Source organism: Sporosarcina ureilytica (assembly GCF_001753205.1).
Lineage (GTDB): Bacteria > Bacillota > Bacilli > Bacillales_A > Planococcaceae > Sporosarcina > Sporosarcina ureilytica.
Map to the genome: position 1 here is coordinate 1,437,485 of NZ_CP017560.1, position 15,479 is coordinate 1,452,963.

A 15,479-nucleotide genomic window follows, 5' to 3' on the forward strand; every position below is an offset into this window, starting at 1 on the left:
AAATATGAGAGAAATGCCCAATGTGACGAAAGCATATTGGGCTTTTTCTGTACTTGAAATCTTCACCATCTGCTAACTGTTATCCTATTCATCGTTGACAAAACTGTGAATTGCCGCTACGTTACAACAGATAAGATTGATTGAATAGGAGAAAATACAACCATGTTTAGAAATAAAAATGTCAGCCTTCAAACGAAGTTAACCGTTTTAGTTTGTACGGTTGTCCTCATTGCGATTGCGGTGACGGCTTATTTAATTGGCAGTAAAGCAATCACAAATTCAAAGGAATTCCATGCGAATAAAGTGATGGATTTGGCGAAGACGATTAGTCATACACAGCTTGTTCAAGATGGATTAATTGGCCAGGAATCCCTGGATAAGATTCAAACGTTCACGAAAAATGTACAAGAAGAAACGGGTGTTGAGTATATCGTCGTGCTTAACAAAGAACATATCCGCTTGTCACATCCAGTGGGGGAGCGGGTTGGGGAGTACTTCGTTGGTGGCGACGAGACTCGTGCCTATGAGGGTGAGAGTTACACATCCACCGCGCACGGGACTCTCGGGGAGTCATTGCGTGCATTTGTGCCCATCTATCATGAACATGAGTTAGTCGGCGTTGTGTCAGTGGGTGTATTAACCGAAAATATTCAAGTGGCTGTCTTTGAAAGCTTAAAAACAACATACATCGCGATAGGTGTTGGATTACTCATTGGGATCATCGGTGCTTTCTTATTGGCAAGACAAGTGAAGAAAACTTTATACGGTCTCGAGCCCGACGAAATTGCCAAACGATTAGGTGAGCGAGATGCGATGCTTGAATCCGTAAAAGAAGGCATTATTGCGATGAATGACAAAGCGGAAATTATCGTCGCCAATCAAGCGGCGAATCAAATCTTTCAAAAAGCTGGCATTACAGAAAGCTTAATCGGTCAGCAGGCAGACGCATTTCCGCTACTGTCAGCGTTAAAAGAAGTCCTTCAAACTGGAAATGCCGAGCTGGATCAAGAGCGAAATTTAAACGGCATCGAAATCGTCGTTAATCGAGTACCTGTCATATTAAATGGAAAAATTGTCGGCGCACTTGCCACATTCAGGGACAAAACGGAGCTGACTTCTTTAGTTGAGCAGCTTTCGAGTGCGAAAAGCTTCGCGGAAATCCTTCGCGTACAAACGCATGAATTTATGAATAAACTGCACATCATTTCCGCGATGGTCCATACAAAATCGTATGATGAACTCAAAGAGTATACGACCTATATTTCCAATGCCTATCAACAGGAAGTCGGAACAGTATCTCGTTTAATTAAAGACCCAGTCCTCTCAGGTTATTTGGTCAATAAATTAAGTGAAGCACGAAATTTTGATATTGAAATCGACATAACTGGAGAGCGTCCACTTCCGGTACTAAAAAATATCGCGCATATGGATAAAATCATTACGATCCTTGGAAACCTTTTTGATAATGCATGTGAAGCCGTACGAGAGCAGATTTTTGCGCATATTGAGATGATCATTAATTACGAAGACAACTTTTTCTTCTTCACAATTCGGGACAACGGGCCTGGAATAAATGAATCTGAAGCATCTAAAATAGGTATTTCAACAAAAGGAGAAAATCGCGGGTACGGACTTTATTTAATCAATAAAGCATTAACCGAATTAGGTGGTACAATAAAAGTAACGACTTCAAAAGACACAGGAACAGAATTTAACGTGAAAATTCCATACGAGGGGGACATGCATGATTAACGTATTAATAATTGAAGATGATCCCATGGTTGCGAAGTTTAACGCCATTTATTTGGAAAGCATTCCAGGCTTTTCATTGGCGGGAATTGCTGAAAATGCTGAAGAAGGCTGGGCATACTGCCAATCCGTGAAAGTTGACCTGATTTTATTAGATGTCTATATGGGCGATAAAACAGGTCTTGAATTGTTGCAAGACCTACGGCGAGAAGACATATCCGTTGATGTTATGATTATCACAGCCGCAAATGATCAGCAATCCGTCCAAACGGCCCTTCATTATGGGGCAGTCGATTATTTAATCAAACCATTCAGTTTTGAACGATTTCAAGAGGCGCTCACAAATTATGCACAACAGCGAAGTATGATGAAAGATATTACGAATGTAAGTCAGAATGAAGTCGATTCATTTTTTCTGAAATCAAAAAAAGAGCCATCAGCACGTCCACATGAATTGCCAAAAGGACTGACGACTAGAACATTATCGATGATTGTAAATCAAATTTTAAAGCGGGAACGCGCTTCATTTTCAGCTGCTGATTTAGCGATGGAGACGGGTATATCGCGCGTCTCCGTGAGGAAGTACATTAACCATTTAGCAGAAATGAACCTATTACATGTTGAAGTGATTTATCAAGAAACGGGCCGACCTTTACATCGATTTATCTTAAAACCTGAAAAAGTCTCGATTTTAAAGTCCTTAATAAATGAATGACAAGACGCAAATTCATCATTGTGTCTTGCTTTTTTTATTTACAAAACGTTTTACTTACTTACAGAACCTATTCTTTCATCAAATATGTCATTATTGTTAACATCTAGGCAAACGCTTACATAAGGGGGTTATATTTTGAAGGCAATGGTTTCAACTGTCTGGCAAGGGCTTTGGCGCTCGCATGACCAGACGAAAAAATTACTTAACTTTTTTTCATATACAAAAGATGTAGAAAAAGTTAAAAAGAATGATGACCAGTCAAAAGGGACAGGGAAGAACGAACCGCCACGAGAATCGGAGAATCCATACAATAAGAAGTCTTATTCGACTGCACAAATAGTAGGGCTGATTCTTGGGCCGCTCTTATTCTTATTAACGGTTATGTTCTTTTCACCAGAAGGTTTATCCGCAGAAGCAAAAGCAGTGCTTGCGGTGACGTTATGGGTGGCAACGTGGTGGATTACGGAAGCGATTCCGATTCCAGTTACCTCGTTACTGCCAATCTTCTTGTTACCGGCTACGGGGGCACTTGAAAGTGGGGCAGTTACGGCAGCTTATGGGAACGATATTATCTATCTATTCCTAGGCGGCTTCTTTATCGCAACAGCAATGGAAAAATGGAATTTACATAAGCGTATGGCGTTGGCAATCATTTCTTTCATTGGAACGAGTACGCAACGCATTTTACTTGGATTCATGACAGCGACAGCTTTTCTATCGATGTGGGTATCCAATACAGCAGCCGTTATGATGATGATTCCGATGGGCCTTGCGATTACTGCGCAAGTTGCTGCAGCTTTGAAAGGAAGACCTGAAGAGCAAGAGATTCCGAAGTTCGAGAAAGCATTAATTTTCGGAATCGGGTACGCGGGAACGATTGGGGGACTCGGAACACTTATCGGGACACCGCCAAATATTATTCTTGCCGCACAAGTGAAAGAACTTTTCGATGTAGAGATATCTTTCGCAAACTGGATGTTAATTGCAGTACCGATTGTTCTTTTACTGATCATTTCAACTTGGATCTATTTAGGAAGGTTCGTCTTTAAGATGAGCATACAAGGACTTCCGGGCGGACAAGAAGTTATTCAAGAAGAACGTAAAGCGCTCGGAAAAGTCATCCATGAGGAAAGAGTAGTCGCCGGCGTTTTCATCTTTGCGGCGTTCATGTGGATTACGAGAGAATTTATTTGGCTCGACCTCTTACCTGATTTAAAAGATGGTCAAATCGCCATTATCGCGACAGCACTTTTATTCGCGATTCCGACCTCTAAGAAATATGGCAGCCGCATTCTTGAGTGGAAAGACTCGAAAGAAATTCCATGGGGTATTCTGTTACTATTCGGCGGTGGACTTGCCATCGCAGCAGGTTTCCGTCAAACGGGATTATCCGAATGGATCGGTGGACAATTAACGCTATTAGATGGCTTTAATATGTTGTTAATCATTACACTTTCGACGTTGCTCGTTCTTGCATTAACCGAGATTACTTCGAATACGGCAACTGCAACGATGATTCTACCAGTTCTAGCGGCACTTGCCCTAGCCTTAAACATTCACCCATTTGCATTAATGATCCCTGCTGCAATGGCCGCAAACTGTGCATTCATGTTGCCAGTCGGCACACCGCCAAATGCGATTATCTTCGGTACTGGGAAAATTAGAATTGTGGAAATGGTACGGGTTGGATTCTTTGTGAACTTGTTTGCTTTATTCTTAATTGTATTGGTCATTGCTTATTTGATGCCAGTTGTTTGGGGAATTGATTTGAATAGCGTACCTGCTAATTTTATGAAATAAAATGCATGTGCTCGTCACCTGAATTTGACTATTTGGGTGACGGGCACTTTTTTAAATCGATATTATTTAAAAACTACCCAGACCTTAAGTTCTTGGTTAGGTGGTGATCGTCATCACTTTCCAGCATACTTTAGTTGAAATTACAGTCGAAGAGTAGTCCAGACAAAAAGTGAATTGGAGAATCCTCTATGAAAAGGCATTACCATGACTACGCGAAACTTTTTACAGGAGATGTAAAGGCACCTGTAAAATATGCTTCGAAAGAAAGCACTTTATGTTACATGTAGATTCCAATATTTTCACTAGAAATAAGAGTCTAACTATTCTCTATCTTTTTCATTATCTATCTGGTATACTTAGAAAGAGTTATTTTTGTTCCTTTCAGCTTGAGAAGAGATTTGTCTTTCATCTAAGGTATTGAACAAAGATAGTAACATTGTGTGGATATCCGCACCAGGAGGCAATAATTATGGAAACAGGTACAGTGAAGTGGTTTAATGCAGAAAAAGGTTTTGGATTCATCGAGCGTGAAGAAGGAGAGGATGTATTCGTACATTTCTCAGCAATTCAAAGCGAAGGTTTCAAATCTTTAGATGAAGGTCAAAGTGTAACGTTTGATATTGAACAAGGACAACGTGGCCTACAAGCTACAAACGTTCAAACAGCAGCTTAATAATAGCTGGAAAATGACCCCGTATAGGGTCTTTTTTTATATGATTAAATTTGTTTTTTTATTAGCAATCTGTGTCAGATTAACCGGAAAGGCAAAATAATTGGATAAGATTCTGTTGCGATCGTTTTTGTGACTGTGGACTTCATTACGAATAGGGGAGAGGGATGGAAAATGGACGTAAGATATCCAATTGGGAAATTACAAGTTCCAGAAAAAGTAACGTTGGAAAATATTCAAGAATGGCTAAAGGAAATTGAAACCTACACGACTCGATTAAGAGAAACTGTCGATGTATTAGGGGAAGAGGAATTAGGCAGAACATATCGTGATGGGAGCTGGACAGTTCGTCAACTTGTTCATCACATTGCAGATTCACAGTTGAACATGTATCAACGTTTGAAGCTAGCTTTAACAGATGAAAATCCAACAGTACCAGCATTTGAACATGAAAAGTGGGCTGTTCAACCAGATACAAGTCTTCCTGTAGAAAGTTCTATTAAAATGCTAGAAGGAATCAATGAGCGCATTGTATCATTAGGTAACTATTTAACTACGGCGCAATTAGAGCGCGTTTTTACGCATCAGACAAACGGTGAAATCACAGTTGCGACAAAAGTTGCCAAATTGGCTTGGCACGAAGAACACCATTTAGCGCATATAAAAATCGCATTATCTAAATCGTGAAATATGTAGGGTGTTTTGCGGAACGGCACTCATAGAGACAATTGGCTTTGGTTAGAATAAATAGCTAGATTGTTTCTAGGAGTAATTATTTATTTCACGTTGTCATGAGCTACAAATTTCAATTCCTGCTTGGTGTTTATCCTGATCATTATAAACAATTTTCTAATGGGAATCCTTCAATGGATTCTCTTTTTTAAATAGGATAGGGAGAATTTACAGAAAGGAAGTATTGCAATACGACAACAGCGTAGAATAAATTTTATAACAATCTCCTTTCGATAAAGTGGTCATCTCCATCAATTTCATGCGATAATGAATGAAGAATAGAGAGGTTGAAAAACATGGCATTTCAAGATTATCGTTTAAGTAAAGAAATTAATCGGGCGCTGGACCAGCTAGGCTATACGGAACCGACAGAAGTTCAAGAGAAGGTGATTCCGACAGCGTTGGAGCGGACTGATTTGATTGTTAAATCGCAGACAGGAAGCGGAAAGACGGCGGCTTTCGCAATTCCAATTTGTGAGATGGTGGCGTGGGAAGAGAACAAACCGCAAGCGCTGATTTTGACTCCGACGCGGGAACTTGCGGATCAAGTGAAGGAAGATGTAACGAATATCGGCCGTTTCAAGCGGATTAAGGCGGCGGCCGTGTACGGGAAGCATCCGTTTCGTTTTCAACAAGAAGAGCTAAGGCAAAAATGCCACATCGTTGTTGGGACTCCGGGGCGTGTTTTGGATCATATCGAGCGCGGAACGCTCGTGCTTTCTGAAATTAAGTATTTCGTTCTCGATGAAGCGGACGAAATGCTCAATATGGGATTTATTGATCAAGTTGAAGCGATTATGGAGGCACTCCCAAAAGACAGGACAACGATGCTGTTTTCAGCGACGCTTCCAGAAGATATCGACAGATTATGTCGTCAATATATGACAGAACCAAAAAGTATCGAGATTGCGTCAACTGTCACGTTAACGGACCAGATTGACCATTCTGTAATCGTCGTGAAAGAACAGGAAAAGCCCGATTTATTACGCGATGTAACTGTCGTACAAAACCCCGACAGCTGTATCATTTTCTGCCGGACGAAAGATCGGGTCGATGAAGTGACGGAACAGCTGGAGAAGCACTATTATCCATGCAATCAGCTACACGGTGGAATGACCCAGGAGGATCGGTTCGCCGTGATGGATGATTTCAAAAGCGGTGGGTTCCGCTATCTCGTCGCCACGGATGTTGCGGCACGAGGCATCGACATCGATCATATTACCCATGTGATCAATTACGATATTCCGCTTGAAAATGAAAGTTACGTGCATCGTGTCGGCAGAACTGGAAGAGCAGGCAGAAATGGGACGGCGATTTCATTCGTCACACCCCGTGAAAATCACGTGCTAGCGGAAATCGAAGCATACATCGGCTTTGAAATCGAGCGCCGGGATGCACCGACATCACAAGCAGTGGACGCAGCGATGGATGCATTCACCGAAAAGCTGGAAAAACGTCCCCAATTGAAAAAGAGCAAAAGTGCACGGGTGAACAAGGATATCTTGAAGTTGTACTTTAACGGCGGTAAAAGGAAAAAACTCCGCGCATTCGACTTTGTCGGTACAATTACAAGCATCCCCGGCATTTCCGGTGAAGATATCGGCATTATCAAAATTCAAGATACCGAGACGTATATTGATATATTGAATGGCAAAGGCCAACTTGTTTTGGATGCGATGAAGGAGAAAACGGTAAAAGGGAAACGGTTGAAGGTGCATAAGGCGAGGAAATGATTGGAAAATAACCATCAAATAACAATCGTTTCAATCATTAAAGATCCAATTAGATATATATACATGTTTAAACAACAAAAGACCATTGCCGAAATTAGCAAGGGTCTTTTGCTATTTTTGTTAAAAAAACATTTTTGAAATACTTAGTCGGCCGTTTTTTACAAACTTTATACTTTCAATAATTTGCTGATTATTATTTTTAACTTTCTGTGTATAAGGCGAGTCTCCAACAGTCCCAAATCTTATGTGTTTTGCGGATTTTACCTTTTCCATACAAATCACCCCATTTATTTATTAGCTTATATAAACATACCATTTTTAACAATTTATCATAAATAAGGTAACTTGTGCTTAAAAGTGGGAAAGTAGAAAGGAGTAATATTAGAAGAGAATCTAACTTAGAATAGATGAAAATGCATTGGATATAACAGGAAGGTGGATTCAATTAATTGTCAAAGTTTGAAAGTGACGTCAACACCGTGCAAACTAATTCTGCCTCGGTGAAAAATTATATAAATTCCCCACTAAAACAACAACAACTCTACCGGCGGACTCTGTGGACTGTCATCTTTGCACAAATTTTGGGAGGTGCAGGACTGGCAGCTGGTATTACAGTAGGCGCATTAATCGCTATTGATATATTGGGAACGGAAAGTTTTGCAGGACTGCCCATTGCATTGTTTACACTCGGTTCTGCCGGGGCGGCTATGTTAGTGGGCCGCTTATCGCAACGTTTCAGCCGACGATTGGGCCTAGCTGTCGGATTCATAGCGGGAGGTATTGGTGCAATCGGTGTCATTCTTGCAACGATGACTCAAAGCATACTGCTATTGTTTGGTTCATTATTGATTTATGGCTCAGGTACGGCTACAAACCTGCAGGCGCGCTATGCTGGGACAGATTTGGCCACGGCGAAACAGCGAGGCACTGCCGTCAGTCTAGCCATGGTAGCAACCACATTCGGAGCTGTTGCTGGTCCGAACTTGGTAGATGTGATGGGAGATTTTGCTGTTTCGATTGGGATTCCGTCTTTAGCAGGTCCATTTATTCTCGCTGCTGTTGCTTACATTTTAGCCGGTTTAGTACCACTTATTTTCTTGCGCCCTGATCCATTAGTCGTCTCCAAAGCAGTTGCTGCTGCACATACTATAGACAATCACAACATGTCTATTGAAGAAAAGGCATCCGCTGATGAAGGTACTGCCAATAAGCGCGGTGTCTTTCTCGGGGCAACTGTTATGGTGATTTCACAAATCGTTATGGTGGCAATTATGACGATGACGCCGGTTTACATGGGTGAATATGGATTCACTATGCAACAAATCGGTATGGTGATAGGTCTCCACATTGCGGGCATGTATCTGCCATCGCCGCTGACGGGGATATTAGTCGATAAACTAGGAAGGATGACGATGGCCGTTGTAGCGGGAATCACATTATGTATCACTGGTCTTTTGGCTGCATTCGCGCCTGGTGACTCTTTATTAATGATCACAATCGCGCTTATCTTACTTGGAATTGGCTGGAACTTCGGATTGATTAGTGGAACTGCGCTCATTGTTGATTCGACTGTTCTCTCCACACGCGCTAAAACGCAGGGAACTGTCGACGTCTTCATCGCTTTGTCGGGGGCAATAGGTGGAGTATTGTCGGGAGTTATAGTTGCTGTTGGTAGTTTTGGGATTCTATCAATGGGCGGTGGTGTTTTATCACTCGTGCTCATTCCTGCTGTGTTATGGTCACGGAATGTTAAATAAATTAGTGTCGCGGGTTCCATTATCCCGTTGCCACACGTGGCATCGACAACAACTTGTCTTGTTTATCTCAAGCCGATATTTTGGGGACTTGATTTGTGTTAGGTTCCTACGGATTTTTATTAATAAATAATATTAGTACGTGCCCGCTACTTAAATTTAACTGTTTAGGTGGCAGGCATTTTTTTGTGCGCGCACTATTTTTAAAACTTTTTGAAACGTTTTTCTGAATAATTCGTATAAGAGATAATATGATTAACAAGGGATACCTAAGGATTGGGTTATTAGAATGAAAGACAAAAATCAGGAATTTAAATGGATAAGGAGAGAGATTAAATGAAAGTAAAGACATTCCAATCATGGTCAGAATCAAAAATGGATAAGAAAGTTAATGATTTTTTAAGCAACCATTCTATCGAAATTATTGACATAAAATATGCATCTCCCATCTTCTTTTTTAGTGCGATGGTTATTTACAAAGAAAAAACAAACGAATGACTGACGAATTGGGAAATAACATCAATTCTGAATGGATTAGAAAACTGGAGGTGTATTTTTGAAAAAGTTTATTTTTTATCTAGTAATATTCCTGCTTTTTATTCTCTTTGTGATTCTTTTAAAATACATAAATCCAGTCATTATTATCACAATGATCGTTTGTCTAATTGTCTTTGGCGGAATAACGAAGGTTATAAAATCAATCAGAGAAAAGGACCGTAATCGGTAGTAATGTCACCACCTATTCATGCCTGGTAGTTCCGCGATCAGAAATTAAAAACAAAATAAAGGATGGGATAAAGTGTTTCCGATTTTAGAAACTGAGAGGTTACTATTACGAGAAATTAAGAAGGAAGATGCAAAGGGGATTTTTGCTTGTTTTTCTAGTAACGATGTTACACGTTTCTATGGACAAGAAACATTAGAGCATCTTGAACAAGCAGAAGAGTTCGTAGACTTTTTCTCGAAAAATCATCGTGAAAAAAGAGGTATACGTTGGGGAATTGAGCGAAAAGGAACTCAAGGTATCATTGGAACAATAGGCTTCAACGCTTGGTCACCTAAGCATAAGCGAGCTGAAATTGGTTATGAAATACATCCAAATGAATGGAGAAAAGGGTACATAACGGAAGCAGTATTAAAGGTTATTTCTTATGGTTTTGAGGAAATGGATTTAACGCGAATAGGTGCTGTAGTATTTATTGAAAATGTACCATCCAATAAGTTGTTAACTAAAATCGGTTTTCAAAAAGAAGGCGTTTTGAAAGACTATATGTATCAAAACGGGAAAGCACACGATACATATGTGTATTCATTACTTAAAATGTGTGAAAAAGGAATAGTAAGGAAATAAAAATTAGTTGCGAGGTGTTTTCATTGACGCAAAAGCATGCACTCGTCATAGGTGGCACAGGTATGCTGTCAGCTGTTTCTCTTTGGCTAACGGAAATAGGCTATCGGGTTTCTGTAATAGGAAGAAGTAAACAAAGACACCACCATTTAGTGAAGAAAGCGGCTGACCCTACCTTAATCAATAATTTGAGTTTGGATTACAACAATCATTCACTATTAGAAGACAAGGTAAGAAAGGCCATTCAACAAAACGGTCCGATATCATTAGTTATAAGCTGGATACCTTCAAAGCAATCATTAGATATCGTAAATAAATTGGTTTCTGAATACATTGATGATTGGAAGTTGTACCAGGTAAAGGGAAGTAGAAGATATTTTAATGATGACATCTTAAATGTACCATCGAATTGTACGCATAGTAGTATTTATTTAGGTTTTATTATTGAAGGAAATCAGTCCAGGTGGTTAACAAATAATGAAATAGCGGAAGGTGTAATCAAGAGCATTCAAGATGAGAAAGCTGAATCCATCATTGGAAGGCTTCATCCCTATGAAAAGCGTCCAAATTATTAAATGATAAGCTGACAATAATCTGGCCAATTTATTGAAACAAGTATCTAGAAAAAGGTGAATATCATGGAGTATTTTACGGTTATACCAATGTGGAATTATTCGGGGAAACATATCAGAATTATTGATTCACAACATATTCATGTCGGTTATATTCAGCGAACGTATAAAAATTTCTGGGATAAATTGATTCATTATTCTCCGGTAGTAATTTCTTTTTTGGAAACAATCAATATTGATGGTGAAAGTAATGGTACTCATTTAAAGATAAGAGAGCAGTCTTTTAAATCAAATTTACTGAAATTAAAATGGGATATATTTTTAGAAGATACTACTACAAAAAGTAAGTTTTTGTTAGAAGATAAAACGAAGATTAGTACAAATACACGTATGGTCTATCACAAAAATAATAATAAATATGTTTTTAGAAAAGATCTATTTAATCGCACTTGTAAAATTAGTGTAAACGATGAAATCTGTGCAACGATTAGAGTGGAGAAAAAAATTCCACTGTCGTTAAAGGCTGTCGTGAAGACGAATGACCTTACAATTTTGGAGTTACTTGGTATTTATTTTGTAATCAGTTTGGCTTATTAATACATATTTTGAAATAGAATGGGTGCCTATGTGCCGGGCTTGCGTTCGAAAGAATTGTAAAAAGTGTTTGCAATCAGAGAAATGAGTGCGTATCACTTTTCGGAAGACTCCGTAGTATAATAAGGAAGATGGGTCAGGAGTTGAATAGATTGAAAAAACTAATGATGGTAATGTTAGCGCTAGTTACATTGGCAGCGTGTTCGCCGGGTGGGAATAAGTTAACGATTGGGCCGTATGAATTGACCGAGAAGGAACAACTGCTCATTGAACGAACGGGTGTATTCTCCATTGATTATTTCAAAATCAATGGGCACTTAGATAATGCCGATTTACAATTCTCCGTTGAAGTGTATGAGAATGGAAAGTTGAAAGAAGAACTGCTGAAGATGTACGGGATGCTGGATGCTAGTTTTAAAAATGAACTGATTTCCTTTGGCATGTTTGAGACGAAAAATGAGGAAGAACAACAGCAATTTACACTTGAAGTTGGTACGCCAGGAGGTTCATTGGGAAGCTCGACTTATGAGACGGGGATGACGGCGAGTGTGTACGGTGCGCTGATTGACAATAAAGTAACGTTAGCAAAAGAACAGCCACTTTACCTAGCAGGATGGGCTGGGACAACGAAAGATGTAATCCCAACATTACGAGGAGAAAATGGTCAATTGCCTGAAAATCTTGCTAGCTATGAAAAAGTACTTTTATTGAAAGTTCTTTGGACAGATGAAAAGTAAAGCCCATTGTTTATTGAATATGATGCTATGCTTGTCTCGGTTTAAGGTTCGAATTGCTTAATAATGGAGGGTACAGTATGGAATTTTTTATTGTGTATCTTTTAATGAGTTTCTTTTCAATAGTCATTGTCTATATAACAATTCATTCGTTAATCAAGGCGTTTAATATTGCTATTAATAGAAGAGAGATATCAAAACAAAAATACAGGTTTTTAGTTTCTTCTTCAATTTTGGTTGGTCTATCAATAGCAACAGTTTTACCATTTGGTTATTACAAACTAGTTGAAACTATATGGTGAAAGCAATCCTCTGCAGATGGACGCGATAATGGAATGAGGTGGTGTTAGAATCTGGCCATTTAATCAATCAAGTACCTAGAAAAAGGTGAATGTCATGGAGTATTTTACGGTTTTACCAATGTCGAATTATTCGGGGAAACAAATTGAAATCATTGATGCAAATAGTGTGCGCGTCGGTTTTATCCAGAGAACGTATAAGAGTTTCTGGGATAAACTTCTTCATTATTCGCCTTTAACAATTTCCTTTTTGGAAACAGTCAATATTGATGGTGGGAATCATGATACTTATTTGAAGATAAGGGAGCAGTCTTTTAAATCGAATTTATTGAAATTAAAATGGGATATCTTTTTAAAAGATACTGTACAAGAAAACCAGTTTTTGTTAGAAGATAAAACGAAGATTAGTACAAATCCACGGTTAGTCTATCACAAAAATAATAAAGAGTATGTTTTTAGAAAAGACCCATTTAATCGGACTTGTAAAATTAGCTTACATGACGACATCTGTGCGACGATTACAGTGGAGAAAAAAATCCCACTATCGTTAAAGACTGTAGTTAAAACGTCGGATCTCACAATCGTGGAGTTACTTGGTATTTATTATGTAATGAGTTTGGTTTATTAGTACATAATAAAAGTCTGTATTTATGTGTTGATTTACTATATTTGAATTCACAAAGGTACACTTCGCACGTGCCCGCTACCTAAATTTAAATGTTAGGGGGCGGGCATTTTTTTACATGCTAAACAAGGAGTGGTGGTTTAACTTTCTAAGGATGCGCGGCAAAGGCGGCTTTGGGTTATTCAATTAACGGACTAATAGGACTATACCCTTAAACAACCAAGAATGGAAAATTACGTCCAACAACATAAAACCAAGAAGAATAGTTGTAGATTAATATGGACAAAAACTAGTCTGTTTATATTTTGTTGAAGGAGGATAATAATGCGTTTAAAATATGGTAAACCTTTTATTGAAAGACATACAATTGCAATTTATTTTGTTATCACCTTCTTAATTACTATAATTCTAGGGGCGGCATATCAGTTTACAAACAATGCATTCGTGATAAGTACCTGTGCACGATGCAATTATGACAATTCAATGTTCTGTATAAGTATTAGAAAGGAATGTCTATTAACAATGTTACAATCAACTTCATTTCATAGGCGTATACAATTGTAGCGTATAGTCTGAATAGTTTTTCGCACAGGTACCTTTCACTAAAGTGTATGAGAATGGTAAGTGCAAGAAGAACTGCTGAAGATGTACGGGATGCTGGATGCTAGTTTTAAAAATGAACTGATTTCCTTTGGCATGTTTGAGACGAAAAATGAGGAAGAACAACAGCAATTTACACTTGAAGTTGGTACGCCAGGAGGTTCATTGGGAAGCTCGACTTATGAGACGGGGATGACGGCGAGTGTGTACGGTGCGCTGATTGACAATAAAGTAACGTTAGCAAAAGAACAGCCACTTTACCTAGCAGGATGGGCTGGGACAACGAAAGATGTAATCCCAACATTACGAGGAGAAAATGGTCAATTGCCTGAAAATCTTGCTAGCTATGAAAAAGTACTTTTATTGAAAGTTCTTTGGACCGACGAAAAATAAGAAGATTGTGTTGTTCGGTTTTTAATCGGAACAGTGTATTGTCATAGTTCAACCTTGCACATGCACCTGGGGATTGGAAATTTTTTCCAAATATTTTTTAAAAGTTTATTTTTTAGTCCTTTTCATGTTAAATTAAACATAGAGATTTTGTCGAAAAATCGTTAAGAAGGATTGGATAACAACTTATGAAGAAACTACTGAATTTATTGCTGTTATCACTCTTTGCATTTGTCGCATTTCAATCTTTCTTATTCATAAAGGGAAATCTTGAATTATCGGGCCAGGTTGAATATGAAGTAAATGTAGAGACTCTACCAACTGAACTGCACCCCATTGTAGCGGAGAAGGTGGAGATTTTAAAAGAAAAAACAGCAGAAAAAGATATTGCAATCCTGATTACAGATGATTACCGTTCGTTTGATGAGCAAGACAAGCTTTATGATAAGGGCAGAAGAACTCCCGGAAAAATAGTTACTCATGCGGAGGGGGGCGAATCCTATCATAACTTTGGCCTTGCCGTCGATTTTGCTCTTCAGCTTGAGAATGGTAATGTAATCTGGGATACTGAATATGATGGGAACGGAAATGGACAATCAGACTGGTTTGAGGTAGCAGAAATTGCAAAGGAGCTGGGCTTTCAATGGGGAGGAGACTGGCGCGGCTTTAAAGATTATCCTCATCTTCAGATGGATTTTGGCTTAACCATTAACAATCTACAAGGAGGAAAACGTCCCAAAATACCCCAGAGCTAATAACAGAGGGAACTGAAAAACGTTCGGTTTTTAAAGAATATTAATAGCCATACCAAAAATAGTCGACTTAAAAATTCTAAAATATGAATTTTGGGTCGTTTTTTTAATCTTAGAGGCTCGGATATTAGTTTTATGTAAAAGACAGGGAAGTAGACTAGTGTTTGTCGCAAGAGGAAATCGAGCGGCTTAGACAAGACATATTAATAGGCTGGCGTGAAAACTTTTACGATGAATTAAAAAGGTATTTGGATATAAGAATACCTAAATGAAACCGACAAAAGACCATTGCGGAAATGCGCAATAATCTTTTGTTGTTTAGACCTTCGCTTAAATGAGTAAGGTCTATTGTCTTTTTTTGTAAATAGTATATGCAATTATTAAAATAAAATGATACGACGATATTTATTGT

General features: G+C 38.8%; 16 protein-coding genes and 1 pseudogene. All 17 read left to right on the forward strand.

Annotated elements, in window-relative coordinates; genetic code table 11:
* Positions 1 to 162 precede the first annotated feature (162 nt).
* Positions 163 to 1,752 carry a DcuS/MalK family sensor histidine kinase gene (gene dcuS / locus BI350_RS07255; protein WP_075527486.1) on the forward strand — a complete coding sequence of 530 codons (1,590 nt, stop codon included), beginning with the start codon at positions 163 to 165 and terminating at the stop codon, positions 1,750 to 1,752.
* Positions 1,745 to 2,464, forward strand: a complete 720-nt coding sequence (locus BI350_RS07260) for a response regulator (protein WP_075527487.1) — start codon at positions 1,745 to 1,747, stop codon at positions 2,462 to 2,464. The genes dcuS and BI350_RS07260 overlap by 8 nt, the downstream gene beginning before the upstream one ends.
* Before the next feature lie 135 nt (positions 2,465 to 2,599).
* A complete protein-coding gene (locus BI350_RS07265; protein WP_075527488.1) occupies positions 2,600 to 4,264 on the forward strand; it encodes an SLC13 family permease in 1,665 nt (554 codons plus the stop codon).
* A 166-nt stretch (positions 4,265 to 4,430) separates the two neighbouring features.
* Positions 4,431 to 4,530: pseudogene (locus tag BI350_RS17180) on the forward strand (YfbR-like 5'-deoxynucleotidase); the annotation flags it as partial.
* A gap of 203 nt (positions 4,531 to 4,733) precedes the next feature.
* On the forward strand, positions 4,734 to 4,937 hold the full coding sequence (locus tag BI350_RS07270) for a cold-shock protein (RefSeq protein ID WP_075527489.1): 204 nt from the start codon (positions 4,734 to 4,736) through the stop codon (positions 4,935 to 4,937).
* 171 nt (positions 4,938 to 5,108) lie between these two features.
* Positions 5,109 to 5,621 carry a YfiT family bacillithiol transferase gene (locus BI350_RS07275; RefSeq protein WP_075527490.1) on the forward strand — a complete coding sequence of 171 codons (513 nt, stop codon included), beginning with the start codon at positions 5,109 to 5,111 and terminating at the stop codon, positions 5,619 to 5,621.
* 332 nt (positions 5,622 to 5,953) lie between these two features.
* Positions 5,954 to 7,399: a DEAD/DEAH box helicase gene (locus tag BI350_RS07280; RefSeq protein ID WP_155767487.1), complete on the forward strand. Its 1,446-nt coding sequence runs from the start codon at positions 5,954 to 5,956 to the stop codon at positions 7,397 to 7,399.
* Between the two features lie 479 nt (positions 7,400 to 7,878).
* Positions 7,879 to 9,156 carry an MFS transporter gene (locus BI350_RS07285; RefSeq protein WP_245698312.1) on the forward strand — a complete coding sequence of 426 codons (1,278 nt, stop codon included), beginning with the start codon at positions 7,879 to 7,881 and terminating at the stop codon, positions 9,154 to 9,156.
* A gap of 333 nt (positions 9,157 to 9,489) precedes the next feature.
* Positions 9,490 to 9,651: a sporulation protein Cse60 gene (locus tag BI350_RS16890; RefSeq protein ID WP_155767488.1), complete on the forward strand. Its 162-nt coding sequence runs from the start codon at positions 9,490 to 9,492 to the stop codon at positions 9,649 to 9,651.
* Positions 9,652 to 9,952: 301 nt separating this feature from the next.
* The gene (locus tag BI350_RS07290; RefSeq protein WP_075527493.1) at positions 9,953 to 10,504 is read left to right on the forward strand and encodes a GNAT family N-acetyltransferase; all 552 of its coding nucleotides are present in this window, start codon (positions 9,953 to 9,955) and stop codon (positions 10,502 to 10,504) included.
* Between the two features lie 23 nt (positions 10,505 to 10,527).
* Entirely contained in the window at positions 10,528 to 11,076 is a 549-nt protein-coding gene (locus BI350_RS07295) for a Rossmann-fold NAD(P)-binding domain-containing protein (protein WP_155767489.1), read from the forward strand.
* A gap of 63 nt (positions 11,077 to 11,139) precedes the next feature.
* Positions 11,140 to 11,670 carry a tubby C-terminal domain-like protein gene (locus BI350_RS07300; RefSeq protein ID WP_075527495.1) on the forward strand — a complete coding sequence of 177 codons (531 nt, stop codon included), beginning with the start codon at positions 11,140 to 11,142 and terminating at the stop codon, positions 11,668 to 11,670.
* Positions 11,671 to 11,819: 149 nt separating this feature from the next.
* A complete protein-coding gene (locus BI350_RS07305; protein ID WP_082294988.1) occupies positions 11,820 to 12,404 on the forward strand; it encodes a hypothetical protein in 585 nt (194 codons plus the stop codon).
* A 77-nt stretch (positions 12,405 to 12,481) separates the two neighbouring features.
* On the forward strand, positions 12,482 to 12,703 hold the full coding sequence (locus tag BI350_RS07310; RefSeq protein ID WP_075527496.1) for a hypothetical protein: 222 nt from the start codon (positions 12,482 to 12,484) through the stop codon (positions 12,701 to 12,703).
* Positions 12,704 to 12,797: 94 nt separating this feature from the next.
* Positions 12,798 to 13,328, forward strand: a complete 531-nt coding sequence (locus tag BI350_RS07315; protein WP_075527497.1) for a tubby C-terminal domain-like protein — start codon at positions 12,798 to 12,800, stop codon at positions 13,326 to 13,328.
* Positions 13,329 to 13,949: 621 nt separating this feature from the next.
* The gene (locus tag BI350_RS07325) at positions 13,950 to 14,318 is read left to right on the forward strand and encodes a hypothetical protein (RefSeq protein ID WP_075527499.1); all 369 of its coding nucleotides are present in this window, start codon (positions 13,950 to 13,952) and stop codon (positions 14,316 to 14,318) included.
* A gap of 185 nt (positions 14,319 to 14,503) precedes the next feature.
* On the forward strand, positions 14,504 to 15,070 hold the full coding sequence (locus tag BI350_RS07330) for a M15 family metallopeptidase (RefSeq protein ID WP_075527500.1): 567 nt from the start codon (positions 14,504 to 14,506) through the stop codon (positions 15,068 to 15,070).
* Positions 15,071 to 15,479: the final 409 nt, after the last annotated feature.